The 23,185-nt window shown below is 69.7% G+C and carries 22 protein-coding genes and 1 pseudogene; 15 read left to right on the forward strand and 8 right to left on the reverse strand.

Features of this window, described 5'->3' with window-relative positions; genetic code table 11:
• Nucleotides 1-73 precede the first annotated feature (73 nt).
• The 7 genes from NE236_RS08535 (at nucleotide 74) to NE236_RS08565 (ending at nucleotide 7,777) form a co-directional block, all read left to right on the forward strand.
• Entirely contained in the window at nucleotides 74-886 is an 813-nt protein-coding gene (locus NE236_RS08535) for a sirohydrochlorin chelatase (protein ID WP_252841308.1), read from the forward strand.
• Between the two features lie 64 nt (nucleotides 887-950).
• Nucleotides 951-2,168, forward strand: coding sequence for an ABC transporter substrate-binding protein (locus NE236_RS08540; protein WP_252841309.1), 1,218 nt, complete (start codon nucleotides 951-953; stop codon nucleotides 2,166-2,168).
• A gap of 9 nt (nucleotides 2,169-2,177) precedes the next feature.
• Complete coding sequence (locus NE236_RS08545) at nucleotides 2,178-3,233, forward strand: ABC transporter ATP-binding protein (protein WP_252841310.1); 1,056 nt, start codon at nucleotides 2,178-2,180, stop codon at nucleotides 3,231-3,233.
• A gap of 89 nt (nucleotides 3,234-3,322) precedes the next feature.
• Nucleotides 3,323-4,528: an ABC transporter substrate-binding protein gene (locus NE236_RS08550; RefSeq protein ID WP_252841311.1), complete on the forward strand. Its 1,206-nt coding sequence runs from the start codon at nucleotides 3,323-3,325 to the stop codon at nucleotides 4,526-4,528.
• Nucleotides 4,528-5,409: an ABC transporter permease gene (locus NE236_RS08555; RefSeq protein WP_252841312.1), complete on the forward strand. Its 882-nt coding sequence runs from the start codon at nucleotides 4,528-4,530 to the stop codon at nucleotides 5,407-5,409. The genes NE236_RS08550 and NE236_RS08555 overlap by 1 nt, the downstream gene beginning before the upstream one ends.
• A gap of 76 nt (nucleotides 5,410-5,485) precedes the next feature.
• The gene (locus NE236_RS08560; protein WP_252841313.1) at nucleotides 5,486-6,292 is read left to right on the forward strand and encodes an ABC transporter permease; all 807 of its coding nucleotides are present in this window, start codon (nucleotides 5,486-5,488) and stop codon (nucleotides 6,290-6,292) included.
• Nucleotides 6,293-6,346: 54 nt separating this feature from the next.
• Nucleotides 6,347-7,777, forward strand: coding sequence for a gamma-aminobutyraldehyde dehydrogenase (locus NE236_RS08565; protein WP_252841314.1), 1,431 nt, complete (start codon nucleotides 6,347-6,349; stop codon nucleotides 7,775-7,777).
• Nucleotides 7,778-7,830: 53 nt separating this feature from the next.
• Here NE236_RS08565 and NE236_RS08570 read toward each other — a convergent pair whose 3' ends face one another.
• Both NE236_RS08570 and NE236_RS08575 read right to left on the reverse strand, forming a co-directional pair.
• Nucleotides 7,831-8,835, reverse strand: coding sequence for an aldo/keto reductase (locus NE236_RS08570; RefSeq protein WP_252841315.1), 1,005 nt, complete (start codon nucleotides 8,833-8,835; stop codon nucleotides 7,831-7,833).
• A gap of 73 nt (nucleotides 8,836-8,908) precedes the next feature.
• Nucleotides 8,909-9,769, reverse strand: coding sequence for an aldo/keto reductase (locus NE236_RS08575; protein WP_252841316.1), 861 nt, complete (start codon nucleotides 9,767-9,769; stop codon nucleotides 8,909-8,911).
• Nucleotides 9,770-9,981: 212 nt separating this feature from the next.
• Here NE236_RS08575 and NE236_RS08580 point away from each other — a divergent pair, with 212 nt between their 5' ends.
• The gene (locus tag NE236_RS08580) at nucleotides 9,982-10,908 is read left to right on the forward strand and encodes a LysR family transcriptional regulator (protein ID WP_252841317.1); all 927 of its coding nucleotides are present in this window, start codon (nucleotides 9,982-9,984) and stop codon (nucleotides 10,906-10,908) included.
• Nucleotides 10,909-10,972: 64 nt separating this feature from the next.
• Nucleotides 10,973-11,479 (forward strand): DinB family protein, encoded by a 507-nt coding sequence (locus tag NE236_RS08585; protein WP_252841318.1) that lies wholly within the window; start codon nucleotides 10,973-10,975, stop codon nucleotides 11,477-11,479.
• A 109-nt stretch (nucleotides 11,480-11,588) separates the two neighbouring features.
• On the opposite strand, the gene NE236_RS08590 is transcribed toward NE236_RS08585, so the two are convergent.
• The 3 genes from NE236_RS08590 to NE236_RS08600 form a co-directional block, all read right to left on the reverse strand.
• Entirely contained in the window at nucleotides 11,589-15,218 is a 3,630-nt protein-coding gene (locus NE236_RS08590) for a DEAD/DEAH box helicase (protein ID WP_252841319.1), read from the reverse strand.
• 270 nt (nucleotides 15,219-15,488) lie between these two features.
• Nucleotides 15,489-15,608 (reverse strand): DUF397 domain-containing protein, encoded by a 120-nt coding sequence (locus NE236_RS08595; RefSeq protein ID WP_252841320.1) that lies wholly within the window; start codon nucleotides 15,606-15,608, stop codon nucleotides 15,489-15,491.
• Nucleotides 15,598-16,347, reverse strand: coding sequence for a DUF5753 domain-containing protein (locus NE236_RS08600; protein ID WP_252841321.1), 750 nt, complete (start codon nucleotides 16,345-16,347; stop codon nucleotides 15,598-15,600). The genes NE236_RS08595 and NE236_RS08600 overlap by 11 nt, the downstream gene beginning before the upstream one ends.
• Nucleotides 16,348-16,363: 16 nt before the next feature.
• On the opposite strand from NE236_RS08600, the gene NE236_RS08605 reads away from it, so the two are divergent.
• From NE236_RS08605 to NE236_RS44995, 3 genes and pseudogenes are all read left to right on the forward strand, one after another.
• Nucleotides 16,364-17,089: an HNH endonuclease signature motif containing protein gene (locus NE236_RS08605; RefSeq protein ID WP_252841322.1), complete on the forward strand. Its 726-nt coding sequence runs from the start codon at nucleotides 16,364-16,366 to the stop codon at nucleotides 17,087-17,089.
• Between the two features lie 41 nt (nucleotides 17,090-17,130).
• Nucleotides 17,131-17,388 carry a hypothetical protein gene (locus NE236_RS08610; RefSeq protein ID WP_252841323.1) on the forward strand — a complete coding sequence of 86 codons (258 nt, stop codon included), beginning with the start codon at nucleotides 17,131-17,133 and terminating at the stop codon, nucleotides 17,386-17,388.
• Nucleotides 17,361-17,420 (forward strand): annotated as a pseudogene (locus tag NE236_RS44995) (hypothetical protein); the annotation flags it as partial. The gene NE236_RS08610 and the pseudogene NE236_RS44995, both read left to right, overlap by 28 nt.
• 206 nt (nucleotides 17,421-17,626) lie before the next feature.
• Here the strand turns inward: NE236_RS44995 and NE236_RS08615 are convergent.
• Complete coding sequence (locus NE236_RS08615) at nucleotides 17,627-18,544, reverse strand: oxidoreductase (RefSeq protein WP_252841324.1); 918 nt, start codon at nucleotides 18,542-18,544, stop codon at nucleotides 17,627-17,629.
• Between the two features lie 81 nt (nucleotides 18,545-18,625).
• On the opposite strand from NE236_RS08615, the gene NE236_RS08620 reads away from it, so the two are divergent.
• Nucleotides 18,626-19,225: a TetR/AcrR family transcriptional regulator gene (locus NE236_RS08620; RefSeq protein ID WP_252841325.1), complete on the forward strand. Its 600-nt coding sequence runs from the start codon at nucleotides 18,626-18,628 to the stop codon at nucleotides 19,223-19,225.
• A gap of 94 nt (nucleotides 19,226-19,319) precedes the next feature.
• On the opposite strand, the gene NE236_RS08625 is transcribed toward NE236_RS08620, so the two are convergent.
• Together NE236_RS08625 and NE236_RS08630 are read right to left on the reverse strand one after the other, a co-directional pair.
• Nucleotides 19,320-20,198 (reverse strand): patatin-like phospholipase family protein, encoded by an 879-nt coding sequence (locus NE236_RS08625; protein WP_252841326.1) that lies wholly within the window; start codon nucleotides 20,196-20,198, stop codon nucleotides 19,320-19,322.
• Between the two features lie 139 nt (nucleotides 20,199-20,337).
• The gene (locus tag NE236_RS08630; protein WP_252841327.1) at nucleotides 20,338-20,655 is read right to left on the reverse strand and encodes a GNAT family N-acetyltransferase; all 318 of its coding nucleotides are present in this window, start codon (nucleotides 20,653-20,655) and stop codon (nucleotides 20,338-20,340) included.
• A gap of 61 nt (nucleotides 20,656-20,716) precedes the next feature.
• Here NE236_RS08630 and NE236_RS08635 point away from each other — a divergent pair, with 61 nt between their 5' ends.
• Both NE236_RS08635 and NE236_RS08640 read left to right on the forward strand, forming a co-directional pair.
• On the forward strand, nucleotides 20,717-21,586 hold the full coding sequence (locus NE236_RS08635) for an AAA family ATPase (RefSeq protein ID WP_252841328.1): 870 nt from the start codon (nucleotides 20,717-20,719) through the stop codon (nucleotides 21,584-21,586).
• A 73-nt stretch (nucleotides 21,587-21,659) separates the two neighbouring features.
• Complete coding sequence (locus NE236_RS08640; protein ID WP_252841329.1) at nucleotides 21,660-23,021, forward strand: vWA domain-containing protein; 1,362 nt, start codon at nucleotides 21,660-21,662, stop codon at nucleotides 23,019-23,021.
• The last annotated feature ends 164 nt before the right edge of the window (nucleotides 23,022-23,185 follow it).

Genomic DNA, 23,185 nt, shown 5'->3' on the forward strand with positions numbered 1-23,185 from the left:
CGAGAAGGGGATTTCGGACTATCGGTGACAAGGGCTCCGCATCCTCCCCTGACAACCCATAGAATCCGCGATCGTGATCCATGACGACCAGCCCCCGGAGACGCTCCCCGTACGTGGACGCTCGCCGCTGCCCGGCGGACGACACCGCCGGCCGGGCAGCGGTGAACTTCCCCCCGACGCACCGGTCCTCGTCCTGGCGGTCCCCGGGACGGTCCCGGACACCGGCAACGAGATCGCGGGGCTCATCCGCACGTCCCGTACCGACATCGACATCCGGGTCGTGCCCATCGCCGGTCCCGCGTTCGCGGACGCCCTGAGGGAACTGCCCGACGGCCGTTCGGCCGTCGTGGTGCCGTTGGTCACCGGCCCGCACCCGCAGGCGTACCACGACATCAACGCGACGGTCGCGGAGACCGGCGCGCGGGCGATTGTCACCGACCCGCTCGGCCCCCACCCGCTGCTGGCCGAGGCGTTGCACGTGCGTCTCGCGGGCAGTGGCCTGGCGCGTGCCGACCGGATCCGGCAGTTCAGCATCGGCGCGTCCGTCGACGGCGTCGTCGTCGCCACGGTCGGCGGTGACCCGGCCGTCCGGGAGGCCGACATGACCGCCGTCCTCCTCGCGGCACGGCTCGCCGTGCCGGTCGTCGCCGCGTCGATCGACGGCCGCCCGACGGTGGCCGACGCCGTGCGACGGCTGCAGGAGTCCGGCGGGCAGCGCATCGCGATCGCCCCGTTCGTCATCGGGCCGGAGATCGACTTCGAGCGCCTCGCCAAGCTCGCCGGCGAGGCCGGCCTCGGCTGCGCCGAACCGCTGGGCGCGCACTCCTCGGTGGTGCGGCTGGTCACCCTGCGCTACGAAGTCGCCCTGGACGAGGAGCCGAAATGAGGCTCACGGGACTGGCCTGCGCCGAGCGCTTCGGTCATGTGGCCGCCCTGGACGAGGAGATTGCATGAGGTTCGCGGGACTGGCCCGTACTACCAAGGCTCGCGCGCCCATGGGACTCACCAGGCTCGCGTGTGCGGCCGCGGTCGTCCTCACGGCGGCGGGCTGCGGTGGCGGCTCCACCGGGGGCCGGGCCGCGGAGGTGCCCCACCTCGCCGCCCAGCAGGAGATCGGCGCCTCCGAGGGCAGGCTGAACCTGGTGATCTGGGCCGGGTACGCCGAGGACGGGTCCAGCGACAAGACCGTCGACTGGGTGAACGCCTTCGAGAAGAAGACCGGCTGCAAGGTCAACGCGAAGGTCGCGGACACGTCCGACTCGATGGTCGCGCTGATGAAGACCGGGCAGTACGACGGTGTGTCGGCGTCCGGCGACGCGTCGCTGCGGCTCGTCTACGGCGGCACCGTCGCGCCGGTCAACACGAACCTGCTCAAGAACTACCGGGACATCCCGTCGTTCCTGAAGAACCAGCCGTACAACTCGGTCAAGGGCCAGATGTACGGCACTCCGCACGGCTACGGCGCCAACTACCTGATGTACCGGACGGACAAGATCCCGGGCACGCCCCCGTCCTGGAGCATCGTGTGGGACAAGAACACCGACGCGGCCGACCACGTCGTCGCGTACGACTCGCCGATCTACCTCGCCGACGCCGCGCTCTACCTCAGGGCGCACCGCCCGGACCTGAAGATCACTGATGTGTACGAGCTGTCGCAGAAGCAGTTCGACGCCGCCGCCGACCTGCTCAAGCGGCAGCGCTCGAACGTCAACCAGTACTGGTCGAACTACCTGGACGAGGTCCAGGCGTTCAAGGCGGGCGACAACTACGCGGGGACGGCGTGGCAGGTGACCGCCAACGTCGCCAAGTCCGAGAAGGCGCCCGTCGCGACCACCATCCCGACGGAGGGCGCCACCGGATGGTCGGACACCTGGATGATCGCCTCCCGCGCCGAGCACCCCAACTGCATGTACAAGTGGATGAACTGGATCACATCTCCCAAGGTGCAGGCGGCGGTGGCGCAGTGGTTCGGTGAGGCTCCGGCCAACCCGAAGGCCTGCAGATACGCGGCGAAGGGCTTCTGCACGCAGTTCCGCGTCGGCGACATCGGCTTCTACAAGCGCCTTGCGTTCTGGAAGACTCCCGTCGCAGACTGTGGCGATTCTCGCGGAGCGAGTTGCGTCGACTACTCCAAGTGGACGCAGCTCTGGACGCAGATCAAGGGATAGATGAATCAGATGAACACCGAAGAGCCCGGCGTCTCCGCCGCGGTGACCCTGCGTGGGCTTCGCAAGACCTTCGGTGAGGTCACCGCCGTCGACGACGTCGACCTGGAGATCCGCGACGGCGAGTTCTTCGCGATGCTCGGGCCGTCCGGCTCGGGCAAGACGACGGTGCTGCGGATGATCGCCGGCTTCGAGACCCCCACCTCCGGCGAGGTCCGCCTCGGCGACCGCGTCGTCACGAAGCTGCCCCCCTTCGAACGCGACGTCAACACCGTCTTCCAGGACTACGCGCTCTTTCCCCACATGAACGTCCTGGCCAACGTCGAGTACGGCCTCAAGGTCAAGAAGGTCGGCAAGAAGGAGCGCCGCGAGCGCGCCCTGCAGGCGCTGCGGTCCGTCCGCCTCGAGGGGTTCGACGGGCGCAGGCCGGGCCAGCTGTCCGGCGGCCAGCGGCAGCGCGTGGCGCTGGCCCGCGCGCTGGTCAACCGCCCGAAGGTGCTGCTGCTCGACGAGCCGCTCGGCGCCCTGGACCTCAAGCTCCGCGAGGAGATGCAGGTCGAGCTGAAGGCCATCCAGCGTGAGGTCGGCATCACCTTCCTGTTCGTCACGCACGACCAGGAGGAGGCGCTGACCATGAGCGACCGGGTCGCGGTGTTCAACGCGGGCCGGATCGAGCAGGTCGGGACTCCCGCGGAGGTGTACGAGAAGCCGGCGTCGGCGTTCGTGGCCGGGTTCGTCGGCACCTCCAACCTCATCGAGGGCGAGGCGGCCCAGTCCATACTCGGCCGGCCGGGCGTCTACAGCGTCCGGCCGGAGAAGCTTCGCGTTGAAACGGACCTCGACGCGAAGCTGCCCGAAGGCGAGCACTCCGCGACCGGCACGGTGGCGGAGGTCGTCTACGCGGGGGCGGCCACCCGGTTCGTCGTGGACCTCGACGCCGGAGGCCGGCTGGTGGCACTGCAGCAGAACCTGCAGTCCTCCTCGATGGACGTGCTGAAGCTGCGCGAAGCCCGGGTCAGGCTCGTGTGGCGTCGTGAGCACGAGTTCGCCATCCCCGGTCCGACGTGATCACGGCCGGTCACCGCCCGACCGGCCGTCTCGCCGTGGCGCGCGCGCCACGGTCTTCCCCGAGAAACCCCCATTTGATCGGAGTCTCCATGCGCCCCACGCGCCTCGCGCTCGTCGCGGTGGCCGCCGTGTCCCTCCTCGCCGCGGGCTGCGGCGGCAAGAGCGGCGGCTCGCACCACGGCGGGACCGATGCCGCAGGGTTCACGCCCCCGAAGATCGCCGCACTGTCTTCGCTGGGCCAGGGCGAGGGCCAGGTCAACCTGGTCTCCTGGGCCGGCTACGTGGAGGACGGCTCGAACAACAAGGCCCTCGACTGGGTCCACCCGTTCGAGCAGCAGACCGGCTGCAAGGTCAACAACAAGGTGGCCGGCACGTCGGACGAGATGCTCAGCCTGATGAAGACCGGGCAGTACGACGCGGTGTCCGCCTCGGGCGACGCCTCGCTGCGGCTCATCGCCTCCGGCACGGTCGCCCCGGTCAACACGAGCCTGGTGCCGAACTACGCCGACATCTTCCCGGATCTGAAGAACAAGCCGTGGAACTCGGTCGACGGCAAGATGTACGGCATCCCGCACGGCCGGGGCGCCAACACGCTGATGTACCGGACGGACAAGGTCAATCCCGCCCCTGACTCCTGGAGCGTGGTCTTCGACCCGAACTCCCCGTACAAGGGGCACATCACCGCGTACGACTCGCCGATCTACATCGCGGACGCGGCGCTGTACCTGAGCGCGACGCAGCCGGCCCTCGGGATCAAGGATCCGTACGCGCTGGACCAGAAGCAGTTCGACGCCGCCGTGAACCTGCTCAAGGAGCAGAAGAAGATCGTCGGTGAGTACTGGTCGGACGCCACGAAGACCCAGCAGTCGTTCAAGAGCGGAGACACGCTCCTCGGCACCACCTGGCAGGTGATCGCCAACGGGCTGATGGGCGAGAAGGCCCCCGTCCAGACAGTGCTGCCCAAGGAGGGTGCCACCGGCTGGTCCGACACCTGGATGGTGGCGGCCAAGGCGCAGCACCCGAACTGCGCCTACAAGTGGTTCGACTGGGTGGTCTCCCCGAAGGTGAACGCCCAGATCGCCGAGAGCTGGGGTGAGGCGCCGGCCAACAGCAAGGCGTGCGCCCTGACCGCCGACAAGAAGTTCTGCGACACCTACCACGCCGCGGACGCGCCGTACTGGACCAAGGTCCACTACTGGAACACGCCGATCGCCCAGTGCCTCGACGGGCGCAAGGACGTCACCTGCGTGGACTACTCCAAGTGGACGCAGGCCTGGACACAGATCAAGGGCTGATGAGCACCATCGCGACGCCCGGCGGGCCGGTTCGCCGGCTCGCCGGGCTGCTGTACCGACGGCCGTACCTCCGGCTGGCCGGGCTCCTGTCCGCGCCGCTGCTGTGGCTCGTCGTGGCCTACCTGGGCGCCCTGGCGGCGTTGTTCGCCGCCGCGTTCTGGACCACCGACGTGTTCACCGGTGAGGTCGTCCGGCAGTTCAACCTGGGCAACTTCCAGGAGCTGTGGAGTCAGGGCGTCTACCGGACGATCACGCTGCGCAGCGTGGGCGTGGCCGTGGCGGTCACCGTCGTCGACGGCGTGATCGCCTTCCCGATGGCCTTCTACATGGCCAAGATCGCCTCGCCGCGCGCCCAGCGCTGGCTGGTGATCGCGGTGCTGACGCCGCTGTGGGCGAGCTACCTGGTGAAGGCGTACGCCTGGCGGGTCATGTTCTCCGGCACCGGGGTGCTGAACTGGGTCCTCGACCCGTTCGGGATCCACGGCCCCGGGTACGGCCTGCCGGCCACCGTCGTGACCCTGGCGTACCTCTGGCTGCCGTACATGATCCTGCCGCTCTACGCGGGCCTCGAACGGCTGCCGAACTCCCTGCTGGACGCCTCCGGCGACCTCGGCGCCCGGACGTTCCGCACGGTCATCTGGCCGGTGGCGTTCCCCGCGGTGATCGCCGGATCGATCTTCACCTTCTCGCTGTCGCTCGGCGACTACATCACGGTGAAGATCGTGGGCGGCAAGAGCCAGCTCATCGGCAATGTGGTCTACGACAACGTCGGCGCGGCGAACAACCTGCCGTTCGCCGCCGCCGTCGCGACGATCCCGGTGGCCGTCATGGTGATCTACCTGGTCGCCGTGCGCCGCACCGGGGCCCTGGACAACCTCTGACGCTCCGCAGCACCAGATTGGGGGAAGCGATGTTCCGTTCCGGGCCCGACGCCGGAGACGCGGCATCGCGAGCCGGATGACGCTTTCGCGGGGAGCCCGCATCGGCCTGCGCGTGGCGATGGTACTCGGGCTCGGTGTGATCTACGTGCCGCTGCTCGTCGTACTGATCAACTCGTTCAACGCCGACCGGGCGTTCGCCTGGCCGCCCGCGCACCTGACCGGGCGGTGGTGGTCGGCGGCGTGGGACAACGGCGGGGTGCGGTCGGCGCTGTGGACGTCGGTGAAGGCCGGCCTGGGCGCCACCGTGGTGGCCCTGGTGCTGGGCACGATGGCGGCCTTCGCCGTGCAGCGCTACCGGTTCTTCGGCCGCGGCACGGTGTCGTTGCTGGTCATCCTGCCGATCGCGCTGCCCGGCATCGTCACGGGCATCGCGCTGAACAACGCGTTCCGTACGGTCCTGACGCCGCTGGGGATCCAGCTCGGCCTGTTCACCGTGATCGTGGGCCACGCGACGTTCTGCGTGGTCACCGTCTACAACAACGTCCTGGCCCGGCTGCGCCGGCTCGGCACCCGTGTCGAGGAGGCCTCGGCCGACCTGGGCGCCGACACGTTCCAGACATTCCGGTACGTCACGTTCCCGCTGCTGCGCTCGGCCCTCCTGGCGGGTGGGCTGCTGTCGTTCGCGCTGTCCTTCGACGAGATCATCGTCACGACGTTCACGGCCGGGGCGGGCGTGCAGACGCTGCCGATCTGGATCTTCAACAACCTCTTCCGGCCGAACCAGGCGCCGATCGTCAACGTCGTGGCCGCGGCCCTGATCGTGCTGTCCGTCGTGCCGGTCTACCTCGCCCAGCGCGTCTCCGGGGATACCCGCGGCCTGTAGCCGGGACACCCGTGACGGCAGACAACGCAGACAACCCAGGAAGGACCGACCGCTTTGAAGCGCACCGTCCGTAACTTCGTGAACGGCTCGCCGGTCGACGCGGCCGACGGCCGTACCGCGGACCTGATCAGCCCCGTCACCGGCGAGGCGTTCGGCACGGCCCCGATCTCCGGGCAGGCCGAGGTCGACGCGGCGTTCGACGCCGCGTCGCGCGCGTTCGAGACCTGGCGCGACACGACGCCGTCCGAACGCCAGCTCGCGCTGCTGCGCATCGCCGACGCCATCGAGTCGCGTGCCGACGAGTTGGTCGCGCTCGAGTCGGAGAACACCGGCAAGCCGATCGGCCTGACGGCGTCGGAGGAGATCCCGCCGATGGTCGACCAGATCCGGTTCTTCGCCGGCGCGGCGCGGATCCTGGAGGGTCGCTCGGCAGGGGAGTACATGGCCGGCCACACCTCCTGGATCCGGCGCGAGCCGATCGGCGTGTGCGCCCAGGTCACGCCGTGGAACTACCCGATGATGATGGCGGTCTGGAAGTTCGCTCCGGCCATCGCCGCGGGCAACACGGTGGTGCTGAAGCCGTCCGACACGACTCCGGTGACGACGGCGCTGCTGGCCGAGATCGCCGCCGAGTTCCTCCCGCCGGGCGTCCTCAACGTCGTCTGCGGCGACCGCGACACCGGACGGCTCCTCGTCGAGCACCCCGTCCCGCAGATGGTGTCGATCACCGGTTCGGTGCGCGCCGGTACCGAGGTCGCCCGGTCGGCCGCCGCCGACCTGAAGAAGGTGCACCTCGAGCTGGGCGGCAAAGCGCCGGTCATCGTGTTCGACGACGCGGACGTCGAGGCCGCGGCCCAGGCGATCGCCGAGGCCGGGTACTTCAACGCCGGCCAGGACTGCACGGCCGCGACGAGGGTGCTGGCCGCGCCGGGTCTCCACGACGACTTCGTCGCCGCCCTGACCGAACAGGCCGCTCGGACCCGCACCGGCCTGCCCGACGACGAGGACGTTCTGTACGGCCCGCTCAACAACGCCGTCCAGCTCGACCGGGTCGCCGGCTTCATCGACCGGCTGCCCGATCACGCGTCCGTGACCACCGGCGGCTCACGCCTTCGTGAGCAGGGCTTCTTCTACGAGCCGACCGTCGTGTCCGGGCTGCGCCAAGGCGACGAGGCCGTACAGAGCGAGATCTTCGGCCCGGTCATCACCGTGCAGCGCTTCGCCGAAGAGGACGAGGCCGTCCGCTGGGCCAACGGCGTGAAGTACGGCCTGGCGTCCTCGGTCTGGACCCGCGACCACGGCCGGGCGATGCGCGTGTCGCGGCGGCTCGACTTCGGCTGCGTCTGGATCAACACGCACATCCCGCTCGTCGCCGAGATGCCGCACGGCGGGTTCAAGCACTCCGGGTACGGCAAGGACCTGTCGATGTACGGCTTCGAGGACTACACCCGCGTCAAGCACGTGATGTCCAACATCGAGTCCTGAGTTCCTGATCTACATTGTAAAGGTGCGGGCCGCGTCGCGGCGAGCGCGGCCCGTCAGCGGCCCGGGGCGACCGGTCCATCCCCGGCGCCCGTGCTCCCGATCGCCGCCGCGATCTCGTCGAGATCCTCGGGGGTCAGTTCCAGGGACGCGGCCGGCAGCCAGCCGTCGATCTGGTCCGGGCGCCGGGCGCCGACGATCGCGCCGGTCACCCCGCGCCAGGCGAGGGTCCAGGCCACCGCGACCGAGGCGGCCGGTACGCCGCGCCGCTCCGCGACCGCCGCCAGAGCGTCGGCGAGTGCGAGGTTGGCGTCGAGGTTCGTCGTGAAGTCCGGGTGGCGCTTGCGCCAGTCGTCCTCGGGGAGGTTCGCGACGCGCTCACGGGAGAACGCCCCGGTGAGCAGCCCCGACTGCATCGGCGAGTAGACGATCACACCGGTGCCGTGCTCGGCGCACCAGCCGATCTCGGCGGCGGCGGAGCGGCGGATCGCCGAGAACGGCGGCTGGAGCGAGTCCACGTGTCCCAGCTTCTCGGCGGTCTCCAGCCGGCCGACGTCGTGGTTGGACAGGCCCACCGCCCGTACCTTGCCCATCGCCTTCAGGTCGAGCAGCGTCTGCCAGTACTCCTCCAGCGGCGTCCCGTCCTGCGCCGGCCAGTGGACCTGGTACAGATCGATGCGCTCGACACCCAGGCGCCGCAATGAGTCGTCCACCTCGCGGCGAATGCTGTCCGCGGCCCCGATCCGCCGGGGCTGCGCCTCCGGGTTCGCCGGGTCCCAGACATTGCCGCACTTGGTGAAGACGTACGGCCGGTCGGCCTCCGGGATCTCCCTCAGGGCGCGCCCGACGACCTCTTCCGAATGCCCCAAGCCGTAGATCGCGGCCGTGTCGATCCAGTTGACGCCCTGCTCGACGGCGTACCGGATCGCCGCGACCGACTCCGCGTCGTCCTGCGGTCCCCACGCGAACTTCCAGCCGGAGCCGCCGATCGCCCAGGCCCCGAAACCGACCCTGCTGATCTCCATGCCGGTCGTGCCGAGCGGTTGAGCGGGAAGTGCCACGTCGTCTCCTCTTCGCATCGTCGTCTACGTCGCCGTACCTCGTACGGCCTCGATCCCGGGGCCGACCGGCCGGTCAGGCCGCGTCCAGCTCCGCGATCTGCTCCGGTGTGAGCTCCAGGTCGGCCGCCGCCGCCGAGTCGCGGATCGTCTCCGGCCGGCTCGATCCCGGAATCGGGATGACGACCGGGGACTTCGCCAGCATCCAGGCCAGGCAGACCTGCTGCGGACTCACCCCGTGCGCCCGCGCGACCCGCGCGAACGCCGCGTGGGCGGAGCCCATGTCGCCGGCCTTGGAGATGCCGCCGAGCGGGCTCCACGGCAGGAAGGCGATGCCCAGCTCGTCGCACAGCCGCAGCTCCGGCTCACTGCTGCGGAACCTCGGTGAGAACTCGTTCTGCACCGAGACCAGACGACCGCCGAGGATCTCCTGGGCCTGGCGGATCTGGCCCGGATTCGCGTTGGAGATGCCGGCCATGCGGATCTTTCCCTCGTCCAGGAGGTCGCGCAGCGCGCCGACGGACTCGGCGTACGGGACGGCCGGATCGGGCCGGTGGAACTGGTACAGCCCGATCGCCTCGACACCGAGCCGCTTGAGCGACGCCTCGCACGCCCGCCGCAGATGCTCGGGCGACCCGTCGAGCGTCCAGCTCCCGTCGCTGGGGCGCACGTGACCGCCCTTGGTCGCGACCAGCACCTCCGAGGTGTCGCCGCCGTACGAGGCCAGGGCCTTGGCGATGAGGGACTCGTTGTGCCCGGCATCGTCCGCGCCGATGTGGTACGCGTCGGCCGTGTCGATCAGGGTCACGCCCGCGTCGAGGGCCGCGTGGACGGCGGCGATGGAACGGCTCTCCTCGGGCCGTCCCTCGATCGACATGGGCATCGCCCCCAGCCCGATCGCGCCGACCTGGACATCGCCGATCCGGCGAGTACGCATCAAAAGCCTCCGAGGCATCCGTCAGAAGGAATGGAACGATCGTCGCGTCGCGCGGCGCCGCGGGGGACCGCCGCACGACGGCGACCCGGGCCCCAGACCCGGAAACCGGCGGGCATGCCCCCCGGCCGCTCGACCTCTCTCAGCCTGCTGGCCGGGGGAGCGGGTGTCCAACAGAAGAAACCGATGAGATCAAGCAGTTAGAGTGCTGAATCGTGGAACTACGGCATCTCGAGTACTTCGTGGCGGTGGCCGAGGAAGCACACTTCACCCGCGCCGCGGAACGCCTGCACCTGGCACAGTCCGGCCTGTCCGCGTCGATCCGCGCGCTGGAACGCGAGCTCGGCGCGCCGCTCTTCGTCCGCAGTACCCGGCGGGTCGAGCTGACCGAGGCGGGCCGGGCCCTGCTGGCCGAGGCGCGGCGCACCCTCGCGAGCGTCGCGGCGGCTCGCAACGCCGTTGCCGCCGTGCAGGGCCTCCTGCGCGGCACCCTGTGCATCGGCACTGAACAGTGTCTGGGGGTCGTCGACATCCCGGCGGTGCTCTCTCGCTTCCGGGCCGTCCACCCCGGCGTGGAGATCCGGCTGCGCCAGGCCGGCTCCTCGCACCTCGTCGAAGAGGTCCGCGCCGCGCGCCTGGACCTGGCCTTCGTGGCGATCTCGGGAGACCCGCCGGCCGGTGTCACCCTGACGTCGCTGACGACGGAGCCCATGATGCTCGTCTGCCATCCGGACCACCGGCTCACGGCGAACGAGGCGGTCGACTGGTCGCAGCTGGAGGACGAGGTCTTCGTCGACTTCCACGCCGACTGGGGAGCGCGCCAGATCACCGACCGGGCGTTCGCGGCGGCCGGGCTGCGCCGGCGCGTCGCCCTGGAGGTCAACGACGTGCACAGTCTCCTCGACTTCGTGCAGCACGATCTCGGCGTGGCCCTGGTGCCCCGGCCGATCGCGTACAAGAGGAAGAAGAACGTCCGCGTCCTGCCCCTGCGCGCGACACCCCCGTCCTGGCGGGTGTCGGTGGCGGTCCCCACGGACGGCCCGACGAACAACCCGGCCTCCCAGGCGCTCCTCGGCATCGTCGGCGACTCCCTGCCCCTCCCCGTCATGACGGCCCCGGCCCCCGTACCGGCCGCCACGTGATCCGGACCGTACGGTTCCGCGGTCGTCGGCCGGGGTGGTCCGGCAGGTACGCAAGAATTCGGTCATGACCATTGAACGGATCGGCCCGCCCCTTATCGGGGGAGAACGCGAGATGCTGCGCGCCTTCCTCGACTACCACCGCGCGACGCTCGCGATGAAGTGTGAGGGCCTGTCCGACGAGGAGCTGCGCCGCGCGTCGATGCCGCCGTCGACGCTTTCCCTGCTCGGCCTCGTCCGGCACATGGCCGAGGTCGAGCGGACCTGGTTCCGTATCGTGATCAACGGGGAGGACATCCCGCTCGTCTGGTCGGACGAGCGCGACTACCAGGTGGCGTACGACGCGAGCGCGGCGACGCGGTCGGAGGCCTTCGACGCCTGGCAGACGGAGGTCGAGCACTCCCGCCGGATCGAGGAGTCGGCGGAGTCGCTGGACGTCACGGGCCATCAGCCGAAATGGGAAGAGGACGTGTCGCTCCGCCTGGTGATGCTCCACATGATCCATGAGTACGCCCGGCACAACGGCCACGCCGACTTCCTCCGCGAGGCCATCGACGGCACCGTCGGCGCCTGAGCAGACCGGTCGAACCCCAGATGGGGACGTCGAATTCCACGCCCCGTCTCCTGTTCTCGCTGCCGGATGCGCTTTTCTGACGATGACCTCAACTACGGCGCGGTGACGTTCACCCAGCGGTGCCACTGCTCGACGGCCAAGAGTGGCGCGGAAGTTCGGTCGCCAGCGTGTCGAAGTAGCGTTTCTGGCTCCACACTTCATGGTTGCCGATAACGAACAGCCGGCGCTTCGCACGGCTGACCGCAACGTTCAGCAGGTTAGACGTTTCGGAGGCCCAGTCCCGCGCACCTTTATGGTGCTGAGGATGCGTGCCGAGGACGAGGATGACGACGTCGGCTTCCTTGCCCTGCATGGTATGGACAGTCCCGATGTTGGCGTTGATGAACTCCGAGACCTGCTTCTCGTATCCCTTCACGCCCGGAAGTGGTGAGGCTGCCCAGTCGAGAGCTTGGACGGCGGCCTTGCATCCCTTCACCACGTCCCGGAAGGGGCTCAGCACCCGGATCCGATCGAGACCGACACCGCACCGGCGGTGCAGTTTTTCCAGCATCTGCGTGAGCGCGGTTCCCTCGGCGGGCACCCACTTGCCCTCCGTATCAGCGCTCACCACATCGACCCAGCTGCTCCGCGAGTACGTCCGCTTCTCGTCCGGGAACTGTTTTTCCGCGGTCCCGTACACCATCAGATGGTCGTAGGCGATGGCATTGCTGATCTCGAACATCGGGCGTTCGCACCGGCGGTGCACCCGCAGCGGGGCGCCCACCCACACCGTCTCCAGCTCCCCGTCCTTTCGACGCCGCGCCACGGACGTTCCCATGCGGTTGACCCGGTCGGCGACGCTCTGGGCGGATACACGGGACGGTAGCCATTCCGGCCCGACGCCGTAGCACTGCCGCAGCAGCTCCTGCACGGCCTCCGGCAAGGGGACGACGGGTTCGAGCTGGAGTGGGTCACCGACGAGCACGGCCCGCCGGGCACGCCACAGCGCCCCGACCGCCGCCTGCGGGGCGGCCTGTCCCGCCTCGTCCACGAGTACCCATCCCAGGGATTCCCGCCCCAGTGCGCTGAACAGCCGTCCGCACGAGGCGAACGTCGTCGAGACGACGGGCACCAGGAGGAACAGGGTCTGCCAGGCGGCGAGCTCGGCGTCGGGCGGGGGAGCGCCCCTTTCGCCGCTGAGCTTCTTGGCGAGCTGTAGCAGATTGATGCGGATGGTCCTGGCCGCGTCCGTGACGAATGCCCGGTGCAGGTCGAGGGCGGCAAGGAACAGACGGGTTCGAGCCCGTAGCCACTCGTCGTCCGACCAGGGAGCCGACAGCTCCCGCTGCTCGTCATCACGTTCGTCCCAGTCGCCGGGGAAGGAGTCGCCCCATGCTGCGCGGGCGCGTTCGATCCGGCGCTCGTCCGCGGCCCGCCGGGCCGCGATGGCTTTGGCCGCCTCGGCCACCTGATCGGCGGCTCGCCGGGCTGCTCTCTCGTGTTGGATCGCGGCGTCCGCGCGCGCCCGGGCGTCGGCCAGAATCGTAAGCTGCGCGGAGAGCCGCGCCTGTAGCCTTCCGTCGCGCTCTCGCCATGCCTGAATCGTTCTGCCGGCGCCCAGCAGCGATCCGAGACCACGTGGCCGAGTGGCGGCGTGCTGGTCGAGTTCGATGTAGATCGCCTGTACTGCGTGCTCCGCGGACCGGGCCTCTTGGTCGGCGTATTCTCGGCGCCGGCAGATCTCCGCCCAGTCCCGTTCGGTGTCGGCCGCCCGGAGCTTCGCCTCCCGCTCGTCGGCCACGGACGTACGGTGACGCAGCGCGTCTTCGGCCGCGCCACGTTCGTTGCGCATCCGCGTCACATCGTCCAACGCCTTCCGGAAACGGGCGACCGCGTCCGGCCAGCCCGTCGGCGTCGGCGGTGTGTCGTCCGGCAGCGAGGCGGGACGGGTCGTCCCTTCCGGAAAGCGCTCCTTCGCCGGCGGATCATAGAGCACCGGGTCGGCTTCCAACTGTTGCAGCAACTCCTGCATTCCGACGGCCCTGTTGCCGCCCCACCAGAATCGGTCCAGGAACAATCGCCGTTTCTCGCGGTTGCCAAGCGGTACTGCCACCGTTCCCCACGCGGGGGCTCCGAGCAGCGAGGTGGCCTGCTCCAGGAAGTACGAGGTCTCGCCCTGCCATTCGTCGCCGATCGCGCCGAGCGCGGGAAGCTCAGCGGTGATGTTCTCGACCGCGCCATTGTTGGACGCGGCGACGACGACCTCGAAACCGGTCAGGCTCGGATCCAGTGCCCGTACGCTGCGGCTCATGCCATCGTCCGTCGTCCATGAGAAGCGACTCTTGAACGCCTGGTCGGGCGTGGCGAATTTGGACAGGCGTACGGCCCGTTCCACCACGATCGCGGCGATCAGGTCGCGCAGCAGAGTGGACTTGCCGGTGCCCGGCGGGCCGTTCACGGAGAACAGCCCGGCACCGTGCATGAGTTCGGCGACGATGCCGTTCACCGCGAACTGCTGGCTCAGGGCAAGGGGCTTGTCGGTGTCCGCAGGCCAGCGGCCGAGCGTGAACGCTGCGGGGCTCACGCCGTCGATCACCACGTCCCGTCTCTCGCGCACGTCGATGCGGTCACCGGCGGGTACGGCGGAGGGCGCGGTGAGGTAACGCGTCAGGGCGGCGCCGTACCCGCCGGAGGCCGCAGCCGCGACGCGTTCCAGGTCTTCGGGGAGCAGGCTGTTCAGGAACGGAGGCTCGGGATCCGGCAGCGAACCGTCCTTCTTCCTCGAGACCGGTCGGCTGTGGATCAGGAACCGCCGGTGGTCGACGAGATGCGATACGCCGCAGACGTCGGCTACGTGTGCTGCAAAGGCCACGACGTCCGGGAGGAGTAGCGGCCGTCCCGGGCCGCCGCCATGCTCCTTCTCATCTTCCTGAGGCTTGGTCTCCCGCGTCTCGCCGTTTTCGTCGGGCGCCTCGTCCTTCCCGGCGAGACGTTTGCCGAGCCGGTCCATCACAGGTTTGGCCACCCCGGAGAGCAGGCCGACCCCTACGGCGCCGATCATCCCGCTCAGCGAGGCGATCAGCGCGCTCACCGCGTTCTCGGCGGCCGACCCGAGGATTTCGCCGATCGGCTTGCGCCAGCCTTCCGGCGACGCCGAATCCGTGCCCGGATCATAGGAGAAGTAGTGATGCGTGAGGCGGAGGACGGCCATCGCGCACTCGGCCGAGATGGTGTCGAATCCATCGAGCCAGCCGCTGTCTCCAGGCCCAGGATCGAGGATCCGGCCGGTGGCCCACGCACAGGAGGAGAACACCGCGGTGTCCTCGAGAAGGATGCCCCGCTCATCCACGGTGAACGCGAAGACGGCTGTCTCTCCGGCCTTCCGCCTCCCGGCGTAGTCCTCTTCCTGCTGGAAGCCGAACCGGTCTGCCAGTGACGTGCGGACTGTGTCAAGCGAGAACACGCCGCCGTAGACGGTGTGCCGCCACGACGCGCCGTACCGGCCGCCCCTGGGACGTTCCTCGGACAGCAGGTGACCGGGCTGCCAGGGCAGCGCGGGTAAAGGTCCTCCATCCCGTATGGCCACTGGCTGGACCCATTCGGTGCCGGCCTTGCGCTCGCTTATCTTTGTCGGCTTGGCGAGCGTCGGTGGTGCGAAAAGCTCGATGGCCCGCCAGTACTCCAGTAGGTCCGCCATGCGCCGCTGCTCGCGCCCCAACCCGTCCCCCTCGCGTCGGCCGGCGATCGGCAGGGCCTTCACGATACGGGGGACAGCTCCCGGTTGGTGCCTGATTTTCGCCCCGCTGCGCGGCGCGGGCGCTGCCGTACGCAGCCGCCGATGGCGGAGCCGCTTGTTATGCCTGGTTCTGCATCGGACGGTTCGTCATCGGCGGCACGCATGCGGATCACGGCCACCTGCCGTGCGTTCCTCTCTCACGGCGCGTCGCGCGAGAATCTCGGCGGAGCCGGCGACAGGGGGACGCTCCGGCATCGCGATCGTCGCCGGGGTCTCGCCGTCGGGCATGGATGGTCAGACGACGGTACTCGCGGCGTCGGCGCGCCGTGCGTCCGTCGCGACCGCCACCTCGACGCAGGCTCCGTTGGGCTCGCTGCGACTCGACTTGCGCCAGTCGGTGTTTTCAGTGGTCATGGAGGAGATCCTGTCCTGAGAGGGGAGCGTCGGCCAGCTCGGTCAGCAGCGCGACGCTGTCCTCGGGCGACAGACACGCCTGCCGGAGATGGTCATACCGTCGTGTATACCGCAGCACCTCGCTCGGCTCGGTGTGAACGAGATCGGTGGTGACGGTGTCGACGACCGCCATCGGCAGGTCCTCGGCGTCCGCGAACGTGTAGAGGAAGAACGGCGACTTCGGAAGCAGACCGCCGCTGATGCGCGCGTCGATCGGCAGGAGCCGGATGGTGATGTTCGGCTCCGCCCGTGCGGTGTCGGCCAGGTGCCGGAGCTGGGCGATCAGCACGTCCGGCGGCACGCCGATCCGGCGGATGACGATCTCATCGAGGATGATCTCGTACGCTGGTCCGCCCGGTCGCAGTATCTGGCGCCGGCGCTGGAGGCGGGCCTCGGCCATGCGTTCGGGGACGTAGTCGATCGTCCCTTCGGCGCGGGTGAGCTGCACCAGCGACCACGTGAACTCGGGTGTCTGCAAGATGCCGGGCATCGCCGTCTGGTGGTATTCGCGGATCGTCTTGGCGCCGGACTCGATGTCGGCGTAGAGGCGCTGGCGGGCGCCCATGGCGTCGCCGAAGGAGTCCCACCAGCCCTTCTCGGCGGCGTCGCGGGCGATGCGGATGACCTCCTGCCACTTGTCCGGTGACACCCCGGATGGCCGACCCGGCGAAACCTCGATCGCCGATGACGGCGAACGCATCGATCCTCGGACGCGGATGCCGCGTGTGGTGGCCGCTGACGCGATGGCCCGCGCCGTCGGAGGTCGGATCGGCACCGTGCACCTGACCGTTCCGCTGCTCACGCTGCTCGGGCTGTCCGCCGAGCCGGGCGATGTGGCCGGGTACGGTCCGCTCACCGCGGAGATCGCCCGCCAGATGGCCGGTGCCGCGTCCGATCCCAAGACGCGCTGGTGCGTCACTGTTACCGGCTCTGACGGCGAACCTCTCCACCACGGGCATCTCGGCTATCGGCCTCCTGCGGAGATGGCCCATGTCATCCGGATTCTGCAGCCGACCTGTGTGCTCCCGGGCTGCGGTCGTCCGGCCTCCGCATGCGATCTCGATCACCGCGTCCCGTACGACCGGGGCGGCGCGACCTGCCCGTGCAACATGAGCCCGCTGTGCCGCCGGCATCACCGGACGAAGCAGGCCGATGGCTGGCGGTTCACCGAGCATGACGGCTGGCTCCGCTGGACCACGCCCGCGGGTAAGGCATACGACATGTCGCCGAATCTCTTGACCACCGATGCGCGCTTTCTGGTCGTCGCGGAGCATCGACCGAACGGTCCACCGGCCACGCGTGTCGGCGTTGCGCGTTCGCTCGTCGAGGACCGCTGGCGGAAACGCATCCCGGGCCCGCCACCTCTTCACCGGCCGAGAGCGGGCGGCGGCGGTTGCGCCGTGTCGGCCGAGAGTTCACCGTCCGCCGCGGCCGATTCATAGCGAGCAGTGCTGGATCGGTGCCACGCAAGGGCGCCGTTGCCGTGGTCATCGAAGAGTTGGTCGCCGCGGTGCTCCGTGGTGTCTCGATCGACATGATCCTGGAGACGACGGTGAGGGAAGGCGGAGCACTTGCCGGGAATATCGGCGGAGTTGCCGTTTTCCGGAGGCTGGAGGACCTGGCGCGATTCTGGCGCTGGCCGTCGCGGAACCGCCCGGTCGTAGGCCGTTCACGCGCAGCCTCCACGCCAAGCTCATCGCGGCAGATGAGCCTGTGGCGCTACTGGGCAGCGCCAACCTGACCGACCGGGCGCTCGCGCACAACATTGAGGTAGGGGTAGTGCTCCGGGAAAGCGACGCTGTACGGAACATCGTCCGCCACTTCCGTGGACTCATGGCACCACCCGACGGGCAACTGGAGCCGATCCTAATCAACGGATCGGCGGCCGGCTCGACCTCCGGACTTGCCGTATCACTCGGGCACGTCCTGCCATCGGCCACCACGGATTGGACCGGCCGGGAGGGCGGTGGGCCGGGCCTTCAGGCGCTGGCCGCCGTGGCCGGTTCGGGGAAGGTGACGCCGGTGAGTTCCTCGGAGACGGTCCACAGGCGCCGGGCGGTGGCAGGGTCGCTGGCCGCCGCCGAGCGGCCGACCAGGGTCGGGGCGCCGCGCATCTCGGCCAAGCCGTCGGGACCGACGTAGCTCGCGCCGGGCAGGTCCTGGACTGCGGCGTACAGGGTGGGGAGCGCACCGGCCCGGTTGTCCTGGGCTATGAACCTGTTGCCCATCCGCGCGAGGGTACGCCGGATGACGTTGGTGTCGTGTCCCTGGAGGTTGGTGGCGGCCCAGCCTGGATGCGCGGCCATGGCGCGTACGGGTGAGCCCGCTTCGGTGAGCCGCCGCTGGAGTTCCAGCGTGAACAGCAGGTTGGCCAGCTTGGACTGGCTGTAGGCCTTCATGGGAGCGTACTCGCCGGTCAGGTCGAGGTCGTCGAAGTGGATGTAGGGGCTGCCCGGCATCTTGTGCGCGCCGGACGACACGGTCACCACACGGTCGGTGATGTGCGGCAGCAGCAGGTTGGTCAGGGCGAAGTGGCCCAGGTGATTGGTGCCGAACTGCATCTCGAAGCCGTCCTTCGTCGCGGCCTGCGGGATGTTCATGACGCCGGCGTTGTTGACGAGCAGGTGCAGATCGCCGTGCCAGCCGGCGGCGAACTCGCGGACGGAGGCGAGGTCGGCCAGGTCGAGCCGGCGTACCTCCACGCTCCCCCGCACGGTCGCGGCGGCGGCCTCGCCGCGCTTGGGATCCCGTACGGCGAGCACCACATGGGCGCCCGCTCCGGCCAGCGCCTCGACGGTGGCGATGCCGAGCCCGCTGTTGGCGCCGGTCACGACGGCGGTGCGGCCTGTCTGGTCGGGTATGTCGGTGACGTTCCACTTGCTGGATGCAGTAGCCATGAGCGCAATGTAGGCGATGTCAACAATGCTGTCAACGACAACAATGTAGGCAGTGATCACTTCTCCGATACACTGACGGCCATGCAGACCCGCCCTCGTCGTTACCACCACGGAGACCTCCGTGCCGCGCTGCTGACTCGCGCCGAGGAGACGCTCAGGGAGAAGGGGCCGGCCGCCCTGTCGCTGCGCGAGCTCGCCCGTGACCTGGGCGTCAGCCACGCCGCGCCGAGCCGCCACTTCAAGGACAAGCAGGACCTGCTGGACGCGCTGGCGCTGAACGGCTTCGAGCGGCTGGGCGAGATCATCGCGGCGTCCCAGGAAGGGGCCGGCGAGTCGTTCGCCGAACGGCTGGACGCCATGGTCCGCGCCTATGTGGGATTCGCCACGGCCAACGCCGCGCTGCTCGACCTGATGTACTCGATCAAGCACGACCCGGAGGCGTCGGAGGCACTGAGCGTGGCCGCCCAGCGCTGGGCCGAGGAGATCGTCGAACTGATCGGCGATGGCCAGAGCCGGGGCGAGGTCCGGGAGGGACCGGTGGAGCGCGTCGGTGTGCCGGTCTTCGCGACCCTGCACGGTTACGCCGGCCTGGCGGTGAGCGGCATGCTGCCACCGGAGACGACCGAGCACGGACTGGACGACGTGATCGCACACACCTTGCGGGGATGCGCGCCGGACTAGGGCCGGCGAACTCCGGGAGTCGGGGCGCGGCCCCGACCCGTGTACGCAGGCGAAGCGGCATGAGCGTCGGGGCCTTCGCCCTCGGCGCGATGTCTCACATTACGGTGCCTGGACGCGCAGACCTCCACACGTGGGCGGTACGGTCCGCCTCCCGGCGGCCCTGCTCACGACCCGCGTGCGCCGTCGCCTCCCGGATGGACGGGTCGAGCGGGTTGGGGCCCATCGCGGCGACGGACGCCTCGTCCGGGTGGACGACCACGACCGTGGAGCCCCGGCGTCTGAGCTCTTCGACCTCTTCCTTGAGGCCGCCCCACGGGGGGCTCGGGGCGTCGGCCGGTGTCGGAGAGAGGATCAGAATGCGGTCGTAGCCCAAGGTCAGGTCGGCGTTCTCGCTGGATCGGACGCCGCCGTCGACGTAGCGGCGGCCGTCGATGGAGACCGGCGGCCAGATCCCGGGGACGGCGCAGCTGGCCGCCACCGCGTCGACCAGATTCACGGCGGACTCAGGATCGAAGATCCGCCGCTCACCGGTCTCCGCGTCGACGGCGGTGATGGCGACCGGGCGGTCCGGCCATTCGGATGACGGCAGGCGCGAGGCGACGGCCTCTCGTCGTGCCTTCTCCGGGACCGTGGGAACGTCCAGTGCCCAGGCGCCGATACGGCGACGGATCTCGAGAACGTCCTCTGTGCCCGCGATGATCTTCCCGAGGGTGGCGGCGTAGGTCGTGAGGTCGAGGTTCGCGGGGATCTCCCTGGCCTGGAGGGCGGGCTCGACCTGTCGCCGGAACAGATCCTCCATCGGCAGGCCGCTGCTCACCTGGGCCGCGACGGCGGATCCGGCCGACGTTCCCACGATCAGGTCGGCGCCCCGCACGTCGACACCGGCGTCGGTCAGGCCGGTGAGCACGCCTGTCTCCCAGGCGATCCCCGCCAGACCGCCACCACCGAGAACCAGGGCCCGTCGTATCGTCATGGCCCTGAGGCTAACTTCTTTGGTGGTCTCCATGATCAGGCGGAGCTTGGCGACCTGCTCGTCGTAGGTGTCAGGAGGCGCGCCGGAACATCGCCGGACGGTGAACGAATCTCACGTTCGCGTACCGCCCGGCGAAGGGTCAAGTAAAGAAGATCCGCTCCTGGGTGATGGGATAACCGGCCTTCGCGAACGCGGCGACCATGGGCGTGTTCGTCACATCGGTGTCGGCCAGGATGCGTTCGGCTCCCTGGCAGGCCAGGAGATGGGTGCATTCGGCGAGGAGGTCGAAGGCGTAGCCGTGGCCCCGCTGTTCGGGCACGACGCCGATGAGGCCGACGACCGGTGCGGTGTGGTTACGGGTCGGGACGACGAGCCCCACGAGGTCACCGCCGGGCGTGTACGCCAGCCGCCACCATTCGCGGGGGCTCTCACCGGGTGCCCTGTCTCGGGCGTCCATCCGTTTTCCGGGGCGGATGGGATAGGTTCGAACGCGATTCGGTCCGTTTCCTGGAGCGCAGATGACCTTCACCTCGCCCGCCGACGTCCGTGAGCGTCTCGCGGCCGTGGACTACCTGGCCGACGACGCGATCGCGACGACCGTCTACCTCGCCGCCGCGCTCGGCAAGCCGCTGCTGGTCGAGGGCCCGGCCGGGGTGGGCAAGACGGAGCTGGCCAAGGCCGTCGCCGCGATCACGGACGCCCGCCTCGTACGGCTCCAGTGCTACGAGGGCCTCGACGAGCCGCGCGCCCTGTACGAGTGGAACTACAAGAAACAGCTGCTGCGCATCCAGGCGGCCGGCGACCAGTCGTGGAACGCCACCCACGACGACATCTTCACCGAGGAGTTCCTGCTGGAACGCCCGCTGCTGACCGCGATCCGGCGTACCGATCCGACGGTGCTGCTGATCGACGAGATGGACAAGGCGGACGTCGAGGTGGAGGGGCTGCTCCTGGAGGTGCTGTCGGACTTCCAGGTGACCATCCCCGAGCTGGGCACGATCACGGCGGCGCGTCGGCCGTTCGTCGTCCTCACCTCCAACGCGACCCGCGAGCTGTCCGAGGCGCTCAAGCGGCGCTGCCTCTACCTGCACCTCGACTACCCGTCCACCGAACGCGAGCGCGACATCGTACGGGCCCGCGTGCCCGGCATCGACGAGGCGCTCGCGGCCCGGCTCGCGCAGGTCGTGGCGATGCTGCGGGAGCTGGAACTGAAGAAGGCGCCCTCCATCGCCGAGACCCTCGACTGGGCCCGTACTCTCCTGGCACTCGGCCTCGACCGGCTCGACGGGGAAGCGATCGCCGCGACGCTCGGCGTCGTCCTCAAACACCACTCCGACCACGAACGCGCGCTCAAGGAGGTCGTCCACGGCGATGCCCGTGCTCGGTGAGACCCAGGAGCGTGAGGGTGTCCGATGGGATCCGTGGCGTGATGACGCCGTCGGCTGAGATCCGGGAGTCCTGATGGCGCTGCTGGACCGGCACCTGGGTTTCCTCACGGCGCTGCGGGAGGCGGGCCTGCCCGTGTCGCTCGCCGAAGGGCTGGACGCCGTCGACGCCCTGGCCGCCATCGATCTGACCGAGCGTGAGTCGCTTCGCGCGGCGTACGCGGCCACCCTCGTCAAGCGGCACGCGCACCGTGAGGCATTCGACACGCTCTTCGACCTGTGGTTCCCGCGGGTGACCGGCAGCCCCGAGACGGCACGGGAGCGCCCCGCGTACGACGACCCGGAGGTGCGGCGGCTCCGTGACGAGCTGAGCCGGCTCCTGCTGGAGGGAGACGAGAACGCCCTGCGCGACTTCGCCCGCGAGGCCGTCGGCGCGTACGGCCGAGGCCCGGGCGGAAGCGGGGCCGGCGGGAACGGCCAGTGGTTCTCCTTCCAGGTGCTGCGAACGCTGTCCCCGGAGACGCTCATGGCCGGGCTGCTGGCCGCCGTGCTGACCTCACGTGGAGGCCTCGACGAGAAGGTCGCCCGCCGGACGTTCGTGCGCCGCGTCGAACGCTTCGAGAGGTTCGTCGCCGAGGACATACGGCGGCGGATCGCCGAGGACAGCGGCGCGGAGAAGATCGCGCGCAGCACCGTACGGCCGCCGCTGGAGCAGGTCGACTTCCTGCGGGCGACGCGCGCGGACCTGACCGCGATCCGGCGGGAGATCCAACCGCTCGCCCGGAGACTGGCCGCGCGTCTCGCCCATCGCCGGCGGCACGGCGGGCGCGGACGGCTGGACTTTCGCAGGACCGTGCGCGCGTCACTGTCGACGGGCGGCGTCCCGCTGACCACGCACCACCGGCCGCCGCGCCCGCACAAGCCCGAGCTCGTCGTGCTGTGCGACGCCAGCGACTCGGTCTCCTCCTTCGCGCACTTCACGCTGTTGCTGACGTACGCGCTCCGCGAGCAGTTCGCCCGGGTGCGGGCGTTCGCGTTCATCGACGATCTGGACGAGATCACCAGCTTCTTCGCACCCGGCGCCGACGTGGTGGAGGCGATGACGAGGATGACCCGCGAGGCGCGGCTGGTCTGGGTCAGCGGGCACAGTGACTATGGGCGCGCGTTCGGGGTGTTCGAGGACCGGTACGCGGACGCGATCACGCCCAAGACGGCTCTGTTGATCCTCGGGGACGCCCGCAGTAACTACGGGGCGCTGAACCTCGACGCCGTACGACGGCTGGCCGGGCGGGCGCGGCATGCGTACTGGCTCAACCCCGAGCCCGTCGCGGACTGGGACTCCGGCGACTCGGCCGCCTCGGCGTACGGCGCGGTGGTGCCGATGCGCGAATGCCGCAACCTCACCCAGCTGACGGACTTCATCGAGTCGCTCGCCTGACGGCCAGGCCCTTGATCCCCTGACCTCCGGGAACGCCGGTAGCCGACTGGCTCCAGCTCGTGTACGCGCGGCTCCAGCGGGCTGCGGAGGGCTGACGTGACGCGTCCGGCGCGGGCCGTGTCCGGGGGCGGGCGCGGGCCGGCCGTGGCGGGGCCGGGAAGAGA

The sequence above is a fragment of the Actinoallomurus purpureus genome, assembly GCF_024055795.1.
GTDB classification, from domain to species: Bacteria; Actinomycetota; Actinomycetes; order Streptosporangiales; family Streptosporangiaceae; genus Actinoallomurus; species Actinoallomurus purpureus.